This is a genomic window from Nocardioides bruguierae (genome assembly GCF_023554635.1).
Classification (GTDB): domain Bacteria; phylum Actinomycetota; class Actinomycetes; order Propionibacteriales; family Nocardioidaceae; genus Nocardioides; species Nocardioides bruguierae.
Genome location: NZ_JAMJPH010000033.1, coordinates 71,854 through 90,936, shown reverse-complemented (window position 1 = coordinate 90,936; position 19,083 = coordinate 71,854). Strand labels below are relative to the sequence as shown.

The window sequence follows — 19,083 nt, the reverse complement described above, 5'->3', positions numbered from 1 at the left end:
ACGGGGTTGCAGTCCCTGCGCGTGCCGAGAGGCCGTGCCCGGCCCCGGGAGTTCCGTTGCCCGCTCCACGTCCCCTTCGTCGACTCGCCCTCACCCTGGCGAGCCTGACGGTCGCCCTGACGCCGGCACTCGTGCTGCCCGCGCTGGTGACCCCGGCCTCCGCCGTCCTCCCCGAGGACGTCCCGGTGGCCTCCACCCCGCAGATCAACAACGGCCAGGTCAACGCCGTCGCGCAGACCGGCAACATCATGGTCGCGGGCGGCACGTTCACCAACGTCACCTCCACGGACGGCACGACGCTCACGCGCACCGGCATCGTGGCCTTCAACGCCTCCACGGGTCGCGTGGTCACCGCGTTCAACCCGCAGATCGACGGCACCGTCGAGGACGTCCTCGAGGGCCCGGTGGCGGGCACCGTCTACGTGGCCGGCTCCTTCAACACCATCGACGGGGCACGCCAGCGCCGGGTCGCGCTGCTGAACGTCAGCACCGGCGCCCCCGTCTCCGGGTTCTCGGCGCCCGCCGCCAACGGCAAGGCGCTCAGCCTCACCACGGTCGCGGGCCGGCTGGTCGTGGGTGGCAACTTCTCCAACGTCGGCGGCGCCGCCCACGGCGGCATCGTCGCGCTCGACCCGCTGACCGGCGCGGTCGACGAGTGGATGGACGTGCAGGCCTCCGGGCACCACAACGACTCCGGGCAGGGCGCGCAGGGCGGCGTCGGCGTCAAGGACGTCGTCGCCACCCCGGACGGCTCCACGATCATCGCCATCGGCAACTTCACCGACGTCGACGGCTACGACCGCGACCAGGTGGTCCTGCTCGACAACAACGGCTCGGACGTGGCGGTGGACCCGAGCTGGCGCACCACCGGCTACGAGCCGCTGTGCTACTGGTGGGCCTTCGACAGCTACGTGCGCGGCCTGGACATCTCGCCCGACGGCTCCTACTTCGTCATCACCACCACCGGCGGCGGCGTCGCCGACACGCTGTGCGACGCGGCGGCCCGCTTCGAGGTCGACGCGAGCGGCCAGGACATCGACCCGACCTGGGTGGACCACTCCGGCGGCGACACCATGTGGGGCGTCGAGATCACCGACGACGCCGTCTACGTGGGCGGTCACCTCCGCTGGATGAACAACTCCGGCGCCTCCGACGCCGCCGGCCAGGGCGCCGTCCCGCGGCCCGGCCTCGCCGCGCTCGACACCGAGAACGGCCTGCCCCTGGCCTGGAACCCGGGCCGCAACCCGCGTGGCGTCGCGGTCTTCGACTTCCTCGACACCTCCGACGGGCTCTGGATCGCCAGCGACACCGAGTACCTCGGCAACTTCCAGTGGCGCCGCGGTCGCGTCGCCCTCCTGCCCGCCGGCTCGACCACCCCGGTCGACTCCAGCACCACCGCCATCGGTGAGTCCGTGCTCGTCGGCGGCAGCGTCGCCGAGGACGCCGGCAACGTGCTGTACCGCGTGAACGCCGGTGGCTCCGAGGTCGCCTCGACCGACGGCGGTCCGGCCTGGACGGCGGACGGCACCTACCGCAGCGGCTCGGTCTCCACCGCGGGCTACAGCCCGTCGGCCGCGCTCGACAGCACCGTGCCGTCGTCCACCCCGGCGTCGGTCTTCGACTCCGAGGCGTGGTCCTACAGCGACTCCCCGCGGGCCACCTGGACCTTCCCGGTCTCCGCCGGCACCGACGTCGAGGTCCGCCTCTACTTCGCCAACCGCTACTCCGGCACCTCCACCGTCGGCTCCCGCGTCTTCGACGTGCAGGTCGAGGGCTCCACCGTGCTGAACGACTTCGACATCGTGGCCGCGGCCGGCGACCAGACCGGCACCATGCGTGCGGTCGACCTGGTCTCGGACGGCTCCATCACCGTGGACCTCTCGCACGTCACCGAGAACCCGCTGATCAACGCCATCGAGATCGTCGACACCGACGGCGAGGCCCCGGTGGCCGCCGACAGCGCCCTCACCTCGGTCGAGTTCGACGGCACCACCACCGGCGCCGCCACCTCGGTCGACACCCAGGGCATCGACTGGACCGCCGTCCGCGGCGCCTTCACCGCCGGCGGCAGCCTCTGGTACGGCAGCACCGACGGCTACCTGCACTCGGCGCCCATCCGGGCCAACGGCCTCGGCGCCTCCACGACGATCGACCCCTACGTCGAGACCGAGTGGAAGGACGTCGCCAACGGCAGCGGCAGCACCTACACGGGCAAGCTGCCGACCTTCTACGGCCAGCTCTCCTCGATCACGGGCCTGACCTACGCCCACCACCGCGTCTACTACACGAAGTCGGGCTCCTCGCAGCTGTTCTGGCGCTGGTTCACCCCCGACAGCGGCATCGTCGGCGTCCAGGAGTTCAGCACGTCGGTCTCCGGCGTGAGCTTCGCGAACGCGGCCGGCCTGCTGGCCGCGGGCGACACGCTCTACGTCGTCTCCGGCAGCAACGGCTCGCTCTCCTCGCTCGACCTCTCCGACGCCACCCCGTCGGGGCCGCTCACCACGGTCGACACCACGCAGGACTGGCGTGGCCGGGCCCTGCTGGTCGACCCGTGGAGCGTCACCGCGGTGCCCAACGTCGACCCGACTGCGGCGATCGCGGCGTCCTGCACCGACCTGTCCTGCGAGCTGGACGGCTCCGGCTCCTCGGACAGCGACGGCAGCGTGGTCTCCTACGACTGGTCCTTCGGTGACGCCTCCACGGGCACCGGTGCGAGCGTCGAGCACACCTACGCCGGCCCCGGCACCTACACCGTGAGCCTCACGGTGACCGACGACGACGGGGCCAGCGACACCGTGACCCGCACCGTCACCGTCTCGGCGGCCAACGTCGCCCCGACCGCCGACGTGGTGGCGGCCTGCACCGACCTGGTCTGCCAGCTCGACGGCTCGGGCTCGACCGACAGCGACGGCAGCGTGGCGTCCTACGCCTGGTCCTTCGGTGACGGCGTGACCGCCACCGGTGCCACGACCGACCACACCTACCCGGCGGCCGGCACCTACACGGTGACCCTCACGGTGACCGACGACGACGGGGCCAGCGACACGACCACGACGGACGTGACGGTCTCGACCTCCTCGAGCAACGACCCCGTCACCTACGTCGCCTCGGACTCGCGGTCGCGCAACTCCGCGAACCCGTGGCTCTCGATCCCGAGCGACGTGCAGGCCGGTGACCTGCTGGTCCTGGTCGGCAGCTACGGCGTGGACGGCACCGACCCGGCCGACCCGGCGGGCTGGACCCGCGTCGCCGAGGACGGTCAGGGCAGCCTCGAGAGCGTGCTGTGGACCCGCGTGGCCACCGCCTCCGACGCCGGCAGCACCGTGACGACCGCCCTGGGCGACACGCTGAAGTCCTCGCTCGTGCTCGGTGCCTACCGCGGCGTCGACACGGCGGACCCCGTCGTCCAGGTCGGCTCCACCACCGACAGCCGCACCGCCGAGCACGTCTCGGCCCCGGTGACGGCCGCCGAGGGTGGCTGGGTGGTGAACGTGTGGACCGACAAGTCCTCCACGACCACCGCCTGGACCGTGCCGAACGCGCTCACCACGCGCACCGAGGCCTACGGCAACAACAGCGGTCGCGTCAGCAGCGTCCTCGCCGACGCCGGGCCGCTGTCGGTCGGCACCTGGCGAGCGCGCACGGCCACCACCAACGACACCTCCGCCAAGGGCGTGTCCTGGACCGTCAGCCTCCGGCCCGCGTCATGAGCACCCGACGCAGCAGCAGCCTCACCGTGGCGGCCCCCGTGGTCGCCGCGGTGACGGCCCTGGCCCTCGGCGCGTGCGGGGCGGACGACGGCGGGGCGGACGCCTCGGCGGCCGGCTCGGCGAGCGCCTCCGTCACGGCGTCGGCGACCCCGTCTGCGTCGGCCTCCGACTCCCCGTCGGCCTCTGGGTCGGGCTCCGGGTCGGCCTCCGGATCCGCCTCGGGCTCCGCGTCCTCCTCCGCGGAGGCGACCTCCGGGTCGTCCTCCAGCGAGGGCGCGGGCTCCGGCTCGGACAAGGGCTCCGGCAAGGGCTCCGGCGGCGGGTCCGCGCAGACGGCCCTGTTCGAGGGTGCCCCGGGCACGTTCGAGCACCGCTGCGTGGCGACCCGCTCGCACCAGGACGTGCTGTCCGGCGACTTCCTCGCCGGCCCGTTCGTCAGCGAGATCGACGGGTGGCGCGACGAGGACGGGACCGACTCCGTCGGTGCCGACCTGCGCCAGCTGCGGCTCTACGTCGTCCCCACGACCAGCGAGCAGGACGGTGCCCTCACCGTCACGGCCACCCAGGCAGGCCTCTCGCCGGTGGTCGTGGAGATCGAGCGCCCGGGCGCGGACGAGAGCATGGCGGCCTACCAGGTCGGCCTCACGCTGCCGACCTCCGGCAGCTGGAAGATCCGGGCCGAGACCGCCGACGCCAGCGGCTGCTGGCAGATCAGCCTCCCCGCGGGCGGCTGACCGACCGCACCGAGCACCACCCCGCACCACCACCGACGCCGAGTCGGCCCGCCAGGGCCGGCTCGGCGTCGTGCTGCGTCCGGAGGGCGCGGGTCTTCGCGGCTGTCCCGAGACCAGGACCTGTGCGTGGGCCGGGAGGTGGGGTGGGTGCGGGCGTCTCGTGGCTCGTCGCTGGCGCTCCTCGCACCTCGACGACCGGTGGGGTGCGGGAACTGCCCGTGGGGTCGAGGAGGCCGTTCGCGGCCGTCGCAGGACCAGGACCGGCCGGTGGCTCGGGGGTCGGGTGGGTGCGGGCGTCTCGTGGCTCGTCGCTGGCGCTCCTCGCTCCTCGACGACCGGTGGGGTGCTGGCGTTCCTCGCGCCTCGACGACCGGTGGGGTGCTGGCGTTCCTCGCGCCTCGACGACCGGTGGGGTGCCGGCGCTCCTCGCGCCTCGACGACCGGTGGGGTGCCGGCGCTCCTCGCGCCTCGACGACCGGAGACCTCCAGACGCACCTCAGCCCCGCCGGTGGACCGACGGGGCCGAGGAGGAGACAGCGTGCGCGAGCGCTCAGTAGGCGCCGCGGTGGGAGAGAACCGCGGAGATGGTGCGGCCGAGGATCGCGAGGTCCAGGCCGAGCGACCAGTTGTCGACGTAGAGGGTGTCCATGCGGACGCTCTCGGCCCAGGTGAGGTCGGAGCGGCCGGAGACCTGCCACAGGCCGGTGAGCCCGGGGCGCACGTGCAGCCGCCGGCGGGCGTCCTCGCGGTACTGCTCCACCTCGGTGGGCAGGGCGGGCCGGGGGCCCACGAGCGACATCTCGCCACGCACGACGTTCACCAGCTGCGGCAGCTCGTCCAGCGAGTAGCGACGCAGCCACGCGCCGACCCGGGTGACGCGCGGGTCGCGGCGCATCTTGAACAGCGGGCTGGCGCCGTCCGCCTCGTTGACGAGCGCGACGTCGGCGGCGGGGACGCTGCCAGGCACGTGCATGGAGCGGAACTTCAGCATGGTGAAGGTCTGGCCGTCGCGGCCCACGCGGACCTGCTTGAACAGCGCCGGACCCCGGCTGTCGAGCCGCACCGCCAGCGTCAGCGACACCATCAGCGGTGCCAGCAGGAGCAGCAGGCCGGCGGCCGCCACCCGGTCCAGCGCCGACTTCACGACAGCAGCGACACCGCTGCGCTCCACGTGCTGCACGTGCAGCATCGACCAGCCGCCGACCTGGGTCATCTCCGCACGGCGCTGGGAGACGTCGACCAGGCCGGTGCCCACGAGCATCGAGACCCCGTCGGTCTCCAGCGCCCAGGCGAGGCGGCGCAGGCCGGGGGTGTCGACGTGCGCCCCGGGCAGGACGACGACGGCGTCGGCGCGGCGACGCGCGGCCAGGGCCGGGGCGGCGAGCAGTCCGTCCTCGGCCGGCGAGCAGCTGCCGACGACCTGCCAGCCGCGCTGCGCGCCCAGCACCGCGCCGGCGTCCGCGAGGGAGTCGGCGTCGCCGACGACGAGCACGCGCCGCGGGCGGGTGAAGCCTGCGGCCAGCACGTGCACGGCGGCCGTGACCAGCACGGCCACGACGAGGATGACGCCGGCGCGCTCGCCCACGGGGTCGAGGAACCCGACCGCGGAGCCTGCCCAGAGGATGAGGCCGTAGCCACCGGCCGCGGCCAGCACCCGCTCGAGCGCCGAGCGACGGCTGCGGGTGATGAGCGGGCGGTAGCAGCCGTGCGCGGCGACGACCACGATCCAGAGACCGGCCAGGGCGAGCACCTCGAGGGCCCGGGGGCCGTGCATCAGCGCGCGTGCGCCCAGCAGGGCCGGGAGCAGGAGGGCGAGGTCGAGGAACGGCAGCACCCGCGCGACGGTGACCAGCTCGCGACGAGCGGCCGCGTGGTCACCGGGTCGGGTCAGCCGCAGCGGGGAGCCGGGGCGGGCAGGCACGGCCCGGCGGTCGGCCCTCTGCTCCCGCTGCTCGTCGAGGAGACGCCCCTCGCAGGGGCGCTCCTCGAAGGTCGGCTCCACGGCGCGGGCCACGTCCGTCACGCGCGGGGCCCCTTCCACCCGGTGCGGTGGGCCAGGCCCACGGCGGCCAGCTGGGAGGAGACCTCGAGCTTGGCGAGGATCGACTTGACCTGGGTGCGGACGGTGGCCTCGGCCACGACGTCGGCCCGGGCCACGTCCCGCACGGTGGCGCCGGTCATCAGGTGCGCGAGCACCTGCTGCTCGCGGGGCGTCAGCGAGGCGAGGCGGCGGCTGGTGTCGGCGTGCTCCGCACGACCCGCCTGCCAGGCGTGCACGAGGCTCTCGCGCTCGCCGGGGTCGAGCAGCGGGAGCCCGCGCTGGGCCCGCTTGATCACGCCGAGGATCTCCTCCAGCGGCGCCGACTTCGGCAGCACCTTGCGGGCGCCCTGCTGGTGGCACTCGCCCCAGCGGCTGCGGTCGGACTCACCGGTGAGCACCACGACGTCGGTGTTGGACTGCGCCAGGCCCGAGACGAACCGGCCGCCGTCGCCGCCGGGACCCAGGTCGAGGTCCAGCAGCACCAGGCGCGGCCGCAGCCGCTGGATGCCGGCCAGCACGTGTCCCGCCGTCGCCTCGGGGCCCGGGGTGAACCGGCGCACCGTGTAGCCCTCGATGGTCAGTGCCAGCTCGAGGGACTCGGCGAACAGGGTGTGGTCCTCCACGATCACGACGCGGAAGTCCTTACGCGACGTGGCCGGGACGGCGGGGGACGTCATGGCGCTCCTTTCCGGAGGCTCCGGGCAGCGTGAGCACGAAGCGGCTGCCGTAGGGGGTCGGGTCGAGACGGAGGTCGCCGCCCTCCTGGAGGGCGAGCTGCCGGGCGGCGTGCAGGCCGATCCCGTGGCCGGGGGAGTCCGAGCCGCGCGCACCCCAGGTGAAGAGCTCGTCGGCGGTGACCGCGTCGATGCCCGGGCCGTCGTCGGTCACCGAGATCTCGACCGTGTCGAGGTCGACGAGGTCGGCGTCGACCTGGACGCTGCTGCCGGGCGCGTGCCGACGGGCGTTGTCGAGCAGGGTGCTGAGGATCTGGGCGACCGCGTCGGCGTCGGCGCTGACGAGGGCGTCGCCGGGGCGGAAGGCGACGCGCTGCCCGGCAGCGATGGTGCGCACGACGATCGGCCACACCACCTCGTCCACGCTGGAGAGGGCCACGGGCCGGGGCAGGCTGTCGTCGACCAGGCGGTGGAGCCGCTCGGCCTCGGCCTGGAGCATCTGCCGCAGGCGCAGGGTGTGGGCCTCGTCCGCGCTGTGCCCGGCGCTGTCGAGCAGCTTGGCCGCGGCGGCGAGGCCGGCGGCGATGGAGCCCACCTCGTGCATGCGGCCGCCGGTGGTGCGCAGCTCGCTGTCGAGCCGCTGGAGCTCCGCGTCGAGCGCGTCCTGCTGGGCCTCGGCGTCGTGCATGCGGCGCACGACGCGACGCACGGCCTGGACGCCGATGACGACCACGCCGGGCACGGCCAGGCCGAGCCCGACGGCGAGGCCGGCGTAGGCGCTGACGCCGGAGGTGATCATCCAGGAGACGACCTCGGCCAGCAGCTGGAGCACCAGCACGGCCGCGCCGGCCAGGACGAGGCCCACCGCCGCGACCGCGAGGCGACCGGAGTCCGCCGCCATGGTGACGAGCGCGCCCACGCCGGGGCGGGGGCGGCGACCGTTGCGCACCGCGCGCAGCCGGGATTCGGACCGCTGAGCACCCACGTCGTCACACCCCCCTCGTCCGCACTCGTTCGACCGTCATGAGCGGGAGGCGGCCCACAGCCGTCTCCCACGTCCGCAGTCTTGGGTGGCCGACGGCACGACGAGCCCGGACCGGAAGCGCATTACCCAGGATTGGTGACGGCCGCGGGCGCGCCTCGGTGAACGCGTGTACGTGACCTGCCCCCGTGGGGGACGGCTCGGACGCCGGTGCGCCGTGCAGCGAGGTGTGGGGCCGGCCCCGGTGCTCGACCGGGAGGGTGGTCGACGTCAGGGCCGGCCCGCGGTCCGGGGACGGCGGACCGGTCACGATCCTCCGACGGCCCCGGAGCCCGGGCATCCCCGAAACAGGGGATGTGCGCCGGAGCCCTCGGCGTGGCGCGGTCACGTCTTCGTGCGCGAGGTCACCCTTTCGGTCTGTTCCATCCCCAAGAAACGGGACCGGCGCGGTTAGCAGGCGTTCCGGCACCGATCGTGGGTACCGTTTGCCCCACGGTCGACCACCCCCTGACGACCGCCCCTCACGGAGGACCCCTGAGATGAACGCCGATTACGCGGTCGCCGCTGCCTCGGACGCTCCCGCGCGCCTCCAGGTCGTCGGCAGCGAGACCGGCCGGACGACAGCCCGCAGCCCGCGTGAGCAGGGCACCGGCCCCTCGCGCGGCACCCGGGTGGCGGTCGCGGCGGACCAGAGACTGGTGCAGGAGACCGTCGTCCTCGGCCTCGAGCACCTCGGTGCGCGCCCCCGCGGGCTGGACCCGCGGCCGGCGCCCGGTCAGGACTCGGTCCGCATCCAGCTCTCGTCCATGCGGGCCGAGGTGGGGCTGGTCATCGCGACCCTGGCCGTCGACGACACCCTCGCCGAGCTGCTGTGGCTGATCGAGCAGCAGCCGCGCCTGCCCTGGCTCGTCTCCTGCCCGCAGGACCCCGGCGCCGCCGCCGCCCCGCTCGCCGAGGCCGGCGCGACCGTCATCGTCGGCGCCTCCCTGGACCGCATGCGCACCCTGGTCGACCGGCTCGCCGAGGGGGACCGCCCGGCGGAGGCTCCCCGTGGTGGCGCCTGGGACCCCGACGGCGTCCTCGACTCGGCCCGCGAGTGCTGGGCCGACCTCTCCGACGACCACCGCGAGGCCGTCCGCCGGCTCTCGGGCCTGACCGCCCGTCAGCGCGACGTGCTCGACGCTCTCGTGCGTGGCGCCGACGTCGAGGGCACCGCACGCGGTCTCGGACTGGCGGAGGCCACGGTCCGCACCGTGCTCAAGCAGGTCCTGCGCAAGCTCGGCGTCGCCGACCGCGTGAAGGCGGTGCTGCTCGTCGAGCAGCTCCGCGCCGTCCCGCACCTCTGAGACTGGCCCGGAGCCGATCCCGGCGCAGGTCCGCGCGCCGCCGCGGCCGCCGAGTCGGCCGCAGCGCCGCGCCTAGCGACTGCTGGCGCTCCTCACGTCCCCGGGGGTCCACCCCGCCCGGTAGGCCAGCCCGACGGCGGCCACCTGCGAGGACACCTGGAGCTTGGCCAGGATCGACTTCACCTGGGTGCGCACCGTGGCCTGCGAGAGCGTCTCGGCAGCGGCGGTGTCCGCGACGCTGCGCCCCGCCATGAGCTGGGCCAGCACCACGCGCTCGCGGGGCGAGAGCAGCCCGAGCCGCTGGGCGGCGTCGCTGAGCTCGTCCTTGCGGGCGCGGGCGACGGTGACCAGTCGCTCCCGCTCGCCGAGGTCGATGACGCGCTCGTGGTTCAGGACGCGGCGCACCACGCCCATGATCTCGGGCAGCGGGCGGGACTTGGGCACGACGGTGCGCGCCCCGGCCGCCAGGCAGCGACCCCAGTCCGCCTCGTCGGTGCTGCCGGTCACCACGACCACGGCGCTGCCGGCCGAGGTGAGCGTGGAGATGATGTCGGTGGAGTCGCCGAGCGGCCCCAGGTCGAGGTCGAGCAGCACCAGCACCGGCTTGCGGCGCAGGATGCTGTCGACCAGCGTGGTCAGGTTCCGTGCCTCGGTCGGCACGACCCGCGAGACCTCGTGGCCTCGCAGGGAGATCGCCAGCTCCATGGCCTCGGCGAACAGCAGGTGGTCCTCGACGAGGACGATCCTCTCACCCACAGTGGGTCGCCTCCCAGCGTTCCTCGGCGTGCTGGGGGAGCACGCGCTCATCGTCGTCACAGTTGTCGTCGTTCTCGTAGCGGTGGTCGTGGTGGTGGTCGCGGTGGTGGTCCGCGGGGTGCTCGTCCCCGACCGGGCGGCCCGAGCGGCCTGGGTGCGTGGGGGTGGTGGGAGCGGGTCGTGCCGCCGGGACCTGGAGCTCCCACGTGGTGCCGCGTCGCGACGTCCGCACGAGGTACAGGTGCCCACCGGCGCGAGCGGCCAGCGTCCGCGCGGACGCCAGCCCGATGCCGTGGCCGTGGCGGGACGGGGTCGGGGTGTCCCGTCCGGCGCGGCGCAGGCTGTGCACGCGGACCTGGGCCTGGGCGATGCCCGGGCCGTCGTCCGAGACCCGGACGAACACGTCGGGGCCGTGTCGTCGGGCCGTGAGGTGGACCGCGGAGCCCGGCGCGTGCCGGGCGGCGTTGTCCAGGAGGACGCCGAGCATCTCGGCCACGTCGTCGGCCGGCACCGCCACGTCCAGCGTGAGCAGGGCCGGGTCCAGCGTGAGTCGCATGCCGCGGGCCCGGTGCGTGGCCGCGAGCGTGGTGACGGGCTCACGGAGGGGCACGGCGGTGACGGCGCGGCAGGAGCACTCGTCGCCGACGCCGTGCGCGGCGGCACGGCGCTCCAGGCGGCGGGCCTCGGCGACCACCAGGGCCGCCATGCGGTCACGGTGGGCCGCGGAGACCTCGGGGTCGCGGATCAGCTCACCGGCGCCGGCGATGCCGGCGGCGATGGAACGGACCTCGTGCAGCGCGGCGGCGAGGGCGGCTCGGTCGAGCGCCCCGTCGTCCTCGCGGGTCGTCGCGGGCTGCGGCGCCAGGCCGCTCGCCCCGCCCAGTTCGCCGAAGGAGCCGGCGGATGCCAGGCGCGACCGAAGCCGCGACACGGCGGACTGCTGTCGCACGGTCCCGTTCGTTCGCATACGGATCTCCCCCCCACTCGGACGGCACGCCGTCGCCCGGCGTCCGGAGACCCACTGTGCCGTCCGCTGCACATCCTGCCCGGAAAACGCGGTAACGAAACAGGTGTCGACTGACACGCAGGCGCTCTCTGAGCCTGGAACGACAGGATATCCCGGACGAGTTCGGACGTTGTTCACGCCACGACACCCCGCTGGGCCGACCGCCGGTCCACACCAGCGCCGGCGGCCTTGACGCGTTGCGCGGGCGTGCCGGAGATGCTGGAGACGGACCCGGCGACCGGCAGCACGACCTCCCAGGTGCACCCGACCGACCCGCGCACGAGGCGGAGGTCGCCCCCGTGTCGGCGGGCCAGCGCACGGGCGGACGTGAGGCCCAGGCCGGAGCCGCGCGAGCCCTGGCGCTGCACGCCCGGCTGGAACATGGTCGCGCACAGGCGGGGGTCGATGCCCGGCCCGTCGTCGCTGACCCGGAGGACGGCGAGCGCCCCCACGCGGGTGCCGCGCACCTCGGTGCGCGAGCCCGGGGCGTGCTCGGCGACGTTGTCCAGGAGGACGCCGAGGATCTCGGCGAGGTCGTCGTGCGGCGCAGCCACCCGCAACCCGGTGGTGCCCGCGCTGACGCGCCGACCGCGGGCGCGGTGGCTGAGCGCCAGCGAGGCCACGATCGTGTCCACGTCGCACTCCGGCGCTCGGGTGTACGCGCGTACCGGTTGAGGGCGAGGCGCGTGCGTGGTCGTCGGGCCCACGAACGTGCCGCGCGGCGGCGGCTCGTGCACGACCGGCATCCGTGGGACGGGCGCGTCCGAGGCGGGGTTCCCCGCCGCGTCCGAGGCGGCGGGCTCGGCCTGCCCCTGCTGGCCCGAGCAGCACGGTTGCGCCACGACGGCAGCCGTCCAGGCGGGAGCGCCGGGTGCCACGCCGGGGGAGCCCAGGCGGCGCTGCAGGCGCTGTGCCTCGGCCGCGATGAGCTGGCAGATGCGCTCGCGCGGACCGCCCTGGAGGGCGGGGTCGACGAGCAGGGTCGCGGCGCCGGCGAGCCCGGCCGAGATCGAGCGGACCTCGTGGGCGGTCATGGCGTCGAGCCCGCCGCGGACGGTGGTGCCGCCCGCCGAGGTCGTCGAGGCCGGGGCGGCGTGCTCCGGGCAGGCGGGCAGGTCGGTGACGTGCCGACGAGGTCGGCGCGCGCGCACGGCCACCAGCGCCAGGCACAGTGCGGCCGACAGGACCAGCAGTGACTCGGTCACCGTGGAGTCGGTCCCGTGCTGCGCCCGGCGCAGGCCGAGGAACGCGAGGACGGAGGCGAGGAGCAGTGCCCGCATCGGCAGCGAGCGCAGCGCCAGGACCAGCCCGAGCTGGACGTAGACAGCGAGGTCGAGCAGCAGCAACGGGGCCACCGGCTGCAGGACCTCGATGGTCATTGCGGCTGTCGCCCGGCGTCGCCGGCCGGCTCGTGCCCCGAGCGGCGACCGGGAGTCGTCTCGGGTCTGGTTGCTCGCGCCGCGTCGCGGCGTCTCGAGCACGGTGCGCTCGTCATGTTTCCCCCCACTCCGGGCGGCTGGTCGCCGCCCGCCCTGCGCCGCCTCTCCGCGGCGTGTGCATGATGCTTCTCGGTGCGTGCGCGACGCCCCTCTGCGTCGCTGTCGGCACCCCTCGGGGGCCGGTCCCTCACCGGCTCGACGAACAGTGCGCGTGGCGCCGAGGAAAGTCGCTTCAAACCCCCGTGGCTAGTCTTTTCTGATCGGCCGCCCCTGTGGAACGACCGTTGAAGTCTGTGGAGCCGCGGAGGCCGAGAGGGTCCGGGGCGCGCGCTCCGAGTACGGAGAACACCTGTCCCGGACACGTGTGGCGCTCTGGAGGGCCGGCCGGCGCAAGCGGCTGCGTGGCTCGTGACCTGCGAGGACGTGCATGGCCGTCGGTCGCGACCGAGATCGGGGGCGCTGCGGTCCGGTGTGCAGGCACGAGGTGGACGGGGGCAGCAACTTGCCACTCGTGCGCGGCGCGAAACCCCCTGGAGGGACGCCGAACTCGGACACGATCCCGGACGTCCGACACCCCCATCTCAGGGGATTTCTTACCCCCCGGGGTACCCCCCTCCTGAAGCCACGAAACCCCGCCCCGGAGGACCGGGACGGGGCTTCGCCTCTCGGACGACCGGTGGGACCAGGACCGGCCGGATCAGGGGCCCGCAGCGCGGGCGAGGGGTCAGGACGAGGCGGTGCCGCCGTCCGAGTCCAGGGAGAGGGTCGCGGTGGACTCCGCGCCGTCCCGCAGGTACGTCACGGTGACCTCGTCACCGGGGCGGTAGCCGCGGATCGTGGCCACGAGCGAGTCGCTGCTCGTGATCATCGTGTCGTCGACCTGGGTGATGATGTCGCCGACCTGGAGGCCTGCCGAGCCGGCGGCGGAGCCGTCCGTCACGGCCTGGACCTGCGCGCCGTCGGTGACGGTGCCGTCGGTGGCGGTCGTCCCGCTCTGCACGTCCGAGACCGAGATCCCCAGGCGGGCGTGCGTGGGCGTCTCACCGTTGATCATCTGCTGGATGACCGGCCACACCTCGTCGATCGGGATGGCGAAGCCGAGGCCGATGGAGCCGCCCTCCTCCGTGGTGCCGTACGCGGAGGACGAGGAGGCGGTCTGGATCGAGGCGTTGATGCCGACCACGTTGCCCTCGAGGTCGACCAGCGGGCCGCCGGAGTTGCCGGGGTTGATCGCCGCGTCGGTCTGGATGGCCGGGTAGACGGTGGCGTTGCCCTGGTCGTCGGAGCCGACGTCGACCGGGCGCTCGAGCGCGGACACGATGCCGCTGGTGACGGTGGCGTCCAGGCCGTAGGGGGAGCCCACGGCCACGACGCCCTCGCCGACCTTGAGGTCGGAGGAGACGCCGATGTCGGCAGGGGTCAGGTCGCTGACGCCCTGTGCCTGGATGACGGCGGTGTCGGTGAGCGGGTCGGTGCCGACGATCGTGGCGGTGGCGTGGCTGCCGTCGTTGAAGTCGACGGTGATCGAGCCGGAGTCGCCCGCCACCTCCACCACGTGGTTGTTGGTGAGGATGGTGCCGTCGGAGGAGAGCACGATGCCCGAGCCCGAGCCGGACTCCTGGGCGCCGACCACCTCGATCATCACCACGGAGGGCAGGACCTTGGAGGCCACCTGCTCGATCGTGGAGGCGTCGGTGTCGTTGCTGGTGACCACCTGCGAGGTCGCCGCGCCCGCGGTGCTGGTGGAGCCGTCCTCGTCGTCGTACCAGCTCCAGGCGGCGGCGCCGCCGAAGCCGGCCGCGGCACCCAGCACGAGGGAGAGGGCGACGACGGAGGCGGCGAGCCCGCCGCGTCGCTTGCGCGGAGCGGTCTGGGCAGCAGGGGCCTGGGCCGGCAGCGTCGCGGTGGCGCCGTCCTGGGCGCCCCACACCGGGGGCTGCCACGTGGTGGCGTCGTAGCCGGGCTGCTGGGGCGCGGGGGTCGGGCCGGCGCCGGGGGTGGCCCGCAGGGGAGCGGTCTCCTCCGTGGACGAGGCAGGCGAGGGTGTCGGGGAGGTCCCGTACCCCGGGGACGCGGCGCCGCCACTGGTCCAGCCCTGGTCACCCGAGCCCTGGTCGCCCGAGCCCTGGTCGCCCGAGCCCTGGTCACCCGAGCCCTGGTCACCCGAGCCCTGGTCACCCGAGCCCTGGGACGCGTCCCGCTGCTGGTAGGGGTTGCTGTTCGGGTGGTCGGGGTAGCTGCGACGCGGCTCCGCAGAGCCGTCGCTCGGGGGGCCGGACGGGGTCTCGCTCATGTCCTCGATCGTCGCCAACGATGCTGTGACCAGGCTGAGACGACGGTTGAAAGAGCCCGCTGTGGCTGTGTGGAACCTGTGAGTCCTGTGCGACCGCGCCGTGCCCGGCCCCCGACACCGCCGGGACGCGACCCACGGCACCGGAACGGCTCAGTAACAAGACGTCCACCGAGCCGTCCGCGTGCCTGCTCCCGTGGGACGGTGAGACCCGGTGCACGACCGCGTCCCACTGGACCGGACCGCGCGCGGGAAAAGCCACGGACCAGGGACGGGACGCGGTACAACGATCCACGGGGACGCGGGTCCGACGGCGCAGGGAGGTGCCGGCGGGGCACGCGCGCGTCCCGGGGCCCGTTCCGGGAGGGGACCGGCCAGGAGTACGGGGGGACACGTACGCATGAAGGCACCGCTCGTCGCAGCGCGACGCTCGACCCGTGGCCGGGCGGCCGCGCTGACCGGGCTGACGGCCGCCGCCGCGCTCGCTCTGAGCAGCGGCTTCGTCGCGCTCACCAGCGCCTCGGCCGACGCCAACGGCAACGGCGGTGGCAACGGGAGCAGTGGCAGCAGCACGGCCTGCTCCGTGGACGGCGTCAGCGGTGTGGCCGTGACGCAGCTGCTGGGCGATGCGACAGGGTGGACCGAGCTCGTCTCCGGCGACGACCGCCGCTACTCCAGCGAGTCCGAGGGCCTCGTCGCCGTCGGCGGCACGCTGCGGGTCGGCGCCGCGAACGTGGCCACCCGCTCCGACGTCGCCGCGGGCTCGGCGGCCCTCGTCGCCGGCGCGGTCTCCGGGACCGTCAACCTGACCCGGGGCTCCTACGCGGTCGGGGACCTCGGTGGCGCCACGATCAACGTCAACGACCCTGACGGCGCCGCGGGCGCGGTGAGCAGCCCGGTCGACTTCGACGCCGCCTTCCTCTACCTCTCCTCGCTCTCCGACGCGCTCGCCACGCTGCCGTCGACCGGCACCACGCAGGTGGGGGTCTACGACAACGGCAGCAAGCGGCAGCTGGAGCTGACCGGCACGAGCCCGCTGCTGAACGTCTTCAGCCCCACCGCCGAGCAGCTCGGTGCACAGGTGGAGGGCGTCTACCTCGACGTCCCGGCCGGCTCGACCGTCGTCGTCAACCTGCCGGCCGGCGACGTGACCCTCGGTCGCGGCGCCTCGTTCTGGCTCGGCGGCTACCGCGACGGCGCCGTCCAGACCAACGACGGCCTGGCCGACGACTTCGCCGGCTTCCTGTGGAACGCGCCGGACGCCGACACCGTCGACGCGGCCTTCGCCAACACCTTCCCCGGGACCCTGCTCGCCCCCCGCGCCGACGTGACCCTCGGCGCCACCAGCCACCTCACCGGTCAGGTCGTCGGTGCCTCGCTGGACGCGGCGATCGAGACCCACCTGAACCTGTTCCCCAGCACCGTCTGCCTGCCCGAGGCGGCGGCCGCCGCCGTCGACGTCTCCGCGGTCAACAGCGGCGTCTGCGCGCCGCTGGACTCCGGCAAGATCGACACCCCGTCAGGCCCGATGACGGTGACCTACGACCTCGACGACGTCGTGGCGCTCGAGACCAGCCGGGGCAACCCGGACGCGGCCGGTCCCTGGGAGATCGAGGGCTACTGCGTGAAGGCCGGCTCCGTGAACAACGGCAACGGGCCGGTGTACGTGGACCTGGACGAGCCCGTCGACACCGTCACCTTCAGCTACAAGGGCGGCGCCAAGCAGATCTCGCACTACGCGGTGAAGTACCGACTGGCCAGCACGCCGACGGAGACGCCGACGGAGACGCCGACGGAGACGCCGACGGAGACGCCGACGGAGACGCCGACGGAGACGCCGACGGAGACGCCGACGGAGACGCCGACGGAGACGCCGACGGAGACGCCGACCGAGACGCCCACCGAGACGCCCACCGAGACGCCCACCGAGTCCCCGACGGCGACCACCAGCAGCCCCGGCACCGGCGGCGGCACGGGCGGCGGGTCCGGGGGCGGCACCGCCCCGCGCTCCGACGTGACGGTCAGCAAGACGGTCTCGGACGCCACCCCCACCGGCGGTGACGTCGTCACCTACTCGTTCACGGTGGCCAACATCGGCCTCGCCACCGCCACCGGTGTGGTCCTCACCGACCCGCTGCCCGACGGGGTGACGCTGCGCGCGCTCGGGAGCAGCGACTGCCACGTGGCCGCCCGGGTCGTGACGTGCGAGCTGGGTGACCTCGAGGCCGGCGCGTCCGTCGTCCGCACCATCGACGTGGCGCTCGACCCGACGGCGGGCGCCGGCCGCAGCCCGCACGCCCAGGCCTACCACTGGCTGACCCCGTTCAAGGTCGAGCAGCAGGTCGACCTCGAGGCCGGCCAGACCCGCTCGGTGCAGGTCACCTGCACGGGTGGCGGCCTCGTCACCGACGGAAGCCTCCGCGTGGACCACGTCGACCAGGGCACCGGCACCCTCGAGGACGTCCGGGTGCTCTCGGCCGCCGCGGCCGACTCCCACACGTGGGCAGCCGTCGTCCGCAACGACGCCACCGGCCGGGCCCAGACCAAGGCGTTCGTCGCCTGCCTGCCGGCCAGCACCGAGCAGGCCGACACCCAGACCGGGCACGGCAACGGCCACGTCCACGCCCTCGAGGTCGACTCCGCCATGGCCACGACCACGGCGACCCTGCCGGCCGGCACCACCGCGGTGGAGGCCACCTGCGTGGCCGGCACCCGCCCGGTCGCGCCCGGCTGGACGACCAACGGCGGCGTGGTCACCCTCGTCGGCTCGCAGAGCACCACGGCCCGCGGCTGGCGCTGGACGTTCGAGGCCGAGGCCGAGACCGTCGTGACGGTCTCCGCGAGCTGCCTGCGCACCTCGACCACGGCCGTGCAGGGTCACACCCACGACCTGGTGCTCACGCCCGTCACCCGCACCGTCACGGTGCCGGCAGGCTCGGTCGTGGAGGAGCAGGTGGTCTGCGCGGACGACGCCAAGGGCGTGCTCGCGTCCTGGCGCCTGACCGGCGGGCTGGTGAACCTCGGCAACGACCCGCGGATCAAGACCCGCGCCTTCCGGCTGCTGAACCCGGGCGGGCAGTCCGCCACGGCGACGTTGACCCTGTGGTGCGTCGGGGACCGGACCACCACCGAGCGGGTGGGCACCGCCTCCCCGGTCGCCATCGACAACACCGCGACGGTCGCCTCGACCGACGTCGACGCGGACGCCGGCAACAACAGCTCCACGGTGACCGCCATCGTGTCCCCGGGCAGCACCACCGTCGTGGTCGCTCCGGTCGCGCGGACGACGTCCTCGACCCTCACCACGAAGGTCGCGGCCTCGGTGATGGGCGGCAGCACCGTCACGGTCAGGGCCCGCGGCAAGGTCCTGGCCCGCTCGAGCGCCAGGCTGGAGGGCTCCGGCACGGCGAAGGTGCGCCTGAGCCTGACCCGGGCCGGTCGTCGGCTGGTGAGCCGGGGCCAGGCCGCCGCCGTCGTCGTGGTCGACCCGCAGCGCGGGCCGGTAGCCCGCACCCGGGTCGCCCTGCGCTGAGGCACGCCGAGGCACTCACGGGACGCAGCACGGACCCCGTCCTCCCACGCCCCGCTCGCGCGGGTGGGAGGATAGGGTCCGTGCGTTTCACCGAGAACGAGATGACCCGTGCCATGGAGGGCGCCGCCAAGAGCGTGCTGGCGACCCAGCGCGAGGTCCGCAAGAAGGGCCGCGACGTCGAGGACGTGTGGCACGAGCTGGGCCGCTTCGGGCGCTACCAGCTGCTCTCGGGCCTGGGGGACCAGATCCTGCCGGTGCTCGTGGCGCTGCCCGACGTGGAGGTCGAGCCCGGCACCCGCCCGCAGTTCACCGACGAGCAGGTGCAGGCCGCCGTCGAGGAGACGCTCGGTGACGCCAACCGGCTCCAGCGTGCGGTGCTCGTCCGCACGCGCATCGCGCTGGTCCGCCAGGCGCTCGAGGCCGTGCCGCCCCGCATCGACGCCGACGGCCTGCTCACCGAGGAGAACCTGGGCGACATCGAGATCCCGGACGACCTCTCCGGTCTCTGAGCGCCGCCCGGGCCGCGCTCACCTCGCGGCAGGGCTCCGGAACGTCACCGGCCCCGGACGACTC

Annotated in this window: 12 protein-coding genes; 5 read left to right on the top strand and 7 right to left on the bottom strand. The window is 74.3% G+C overall.

The window, feature by feature from the left end; translation table 11 throughout:
• Window positions 1-56 precede the first annotated feature (56 nt).
• Both M8316_RS17805 and M8316_RS17800 read left to right on the top strand, forming a co-directional pair.
• Window positions 57-3,710 (top strand): PKD domain-containing protein, encoded by a 3,654-nt coding sequence (locus M8316_RS17805; RefSeq protein WP_250056843.1) that lies wholly within the window; start codon window positions 57-59, stop codon window positions 3,708-3,710.
• Window positions 3,707-4,444 carry a hypothetical protein gene (locus M8316_RS17800; RefSeq protein WP_250056842.1) on the top strand — a complete coding sequence of 246 codons (738 nt, stop codon included), beginning with the start codon at window positions 3,707-3,709 and terminating at the stop codon, window positions 4,442-4,444. Before M8316_RS17805 ends, M8316_RS17800 begins: the two co-directional genes overlap by 4 nt.
• 550 nt (window positions 4,445-4,994) lie before the next feature.
• On the opposite strand, the gene M8316_RS17795 is transcribed toward M8316_RS17800, so the two are convergent.
• Genes M8316_RS17795 through M8316_RS21230 form a run of 3 tightly spaced genes read right to left on the bottom strand, consistent with a single transcriptional unit; the run spans window position 4,995 to window position 8,144 of the window.
• On the bottom strand, window positions 4,995-6,467 hold the full coding sequence (locus M8316_RS17795) for an exopolysaccharide biosynthesis polyprenyl glycosylphosphotransferase (RefSeq protein WP_250056841.1): 1,473 nt from the start codon (window positions 6,465-6,467) through the stop codon (window positions 4,995-4,997).
• Entirely contained in the window at window positions 6,464-7,162 is a 699-nt protein-coding gene (locus tag M8316_RS17790; protein WP_250056840.1) for a response regulator transcription factor, read from the bottom strand. The genes M8316_RS17795 and M8316_RS17790 overlap by 4 nt, the downstream gene beginning before the upstream one ends.
• Complete coding sequence (locus M8316_RS21230; RefSeq protein WP_250056839.1) at window positions 7,128-8,144, bottom strand: sensor histidine kinase; 1,017 nt, start codon at window positions 8,142-8,144, stop codon at window positions 7,128-7,130. Before M8316_RS21230 ends, M8316_RS17790 begins: the two co-directional genes overlap by 35 nt.
• 536 nt (window positions 8,145-8,680) lie before the next feature.
• On the opposite strand from M8316_RS21230, the gene M8316_RS17780 reads away from it, so the two are divergent.
• Entirely contained in the window at window positions 8,681-9,487 is an 807-nt protein-coding gene (locus M8316_RS17780) for a helix-turn-helix transcriptional regulator (protein ID WP_250056838.1), read from the top strand.
• Between the two features lie 72 nt (window positions 9,488-9,559).
• Here M8316_RS17780 and M8316_RS17775 read toward each other — a convergent pair whose 3' ends face one another.
• The 4 genes from M8316_RS17775 to M8316_RS17760 form a co-directional block, all read right to left on the bottom strand.
• On the bottom strand, window positions 9,560-10,243 hold the full coding sequence (locus M8316_RS17775) for a LuxR C-terminal-related transcriptional regulator (protein ID WP_250056837.1): 684 nt from the start codon (window positions 10,241-10,243) through the stop codon (window positions 9,560-9,562).
• Window positions 10,236-11,192, bottom strand: coding sequence for a sensor histidine kinase (locus tag M8316_RS21225; protein ID WP_250056836.1), 957 nt, complete (start codon window positions 11,190-11,192; stop codon window positions 10,236-10,238). The genes M8316_RS17775 and M8316_RS21225 overlap by 8 nt, the downstream gene beginning before the upstream one ends.
• 191 nt (window positions 11,193-11,383) lie before the next feature.
• Entirely contained in the window at window positions 11,384-12,628 is a 1,245-nt protein-coding gene (locus M8316_RS17765; protein WP_250056835.1) for a sensor histidine kinase, read from the bottom strand.
• A gap of 784 nt (window positions 12,629-13,412) precedes the next feature.
• Entirely contained in the window at window positions 13,413-14,981 is a 1,569-nt protein-coding gene (locus tag M8316_RS17760) for a trypsin-like peptidase domain-containing protein (protein ID WP_250056833.1), read from the bottom strand.
• Window positions 14,982-15,378: 397 nt separating this feature from the next.
• On the opposite strand from M8316_RS17760, the gene M8316_RS17755 reads away from it, so the two are divergent.
• A complete protein-coding gene (locus M8316_RS17755) occupies window positions 15,379-18,510 on the top strand; it encodes a collagen-binding domain-containing protein (protein ID WP_250056831.1) in 3,132 nt (1,043 codons plus the stop codon).
• 80 nt (window positions 18,511-18,590) lie between these two features.
• Window positions 18,591-19,019, top strand: coding sequence for a hypothetical protein (locus tag M8316_RS17750; protein ID WP_250056828.1), 429 nt, complete (start codon window positions 18,591-18,593; stop codon window positions 19,017-19,019).
• The last annotated feature ends 64 nt before the right edge of the window (window positions 19,020-19,083 follow it).

Excerpts from the sequence above, each read along its gene's own strand:
- M8316_RS17800 (WP_250056842.1), top strand. The coding sequence starts at position 3,707 with ATGAGCACCCGACGCAGCAGCAGCCTCACCGTGGCGGCCCCCGTGGTC.
- M8316_RS17790 (WP_250056840.1), bottom strand. The coding sequence starts at position 7,162 with ATGACGTCCCCCGCCGTCCCGGCCACGTCGCGTAAGGACTTCCGCGTC.
- M8316_RS17780 (WP_250056838.1), top strand. The coding sequence starts at position 8,681 with ATGAACGCCGATTACGCGGTCGCCGCTGCCTCGGACGCTCCCGCGCGC.
- M8316_RS17765 (WP_250056835.1), bottom strand. The coding sequence starts at position 12,628 with ATGACCATCGAGGTCCTGCAGCCGGTGGCCCCGTTGCTGCTGCTCGAC.
- M8316_RS17760 (WP_250056833.1), bottom strand. The coding sequence starts at position 14,981 with ATGAGCGAGACCCCGTCCGGCCCCCCGAGCGACGGCTCTGCGGAGCCG.
- M8316_RS17755 (WP_250056831.1), top strand. The coding sequence starts at position 15,379 with ATGAAGGCACCGCTCGTCGCAGCGCGACGCTCGACCCGTGGCCGGGCG.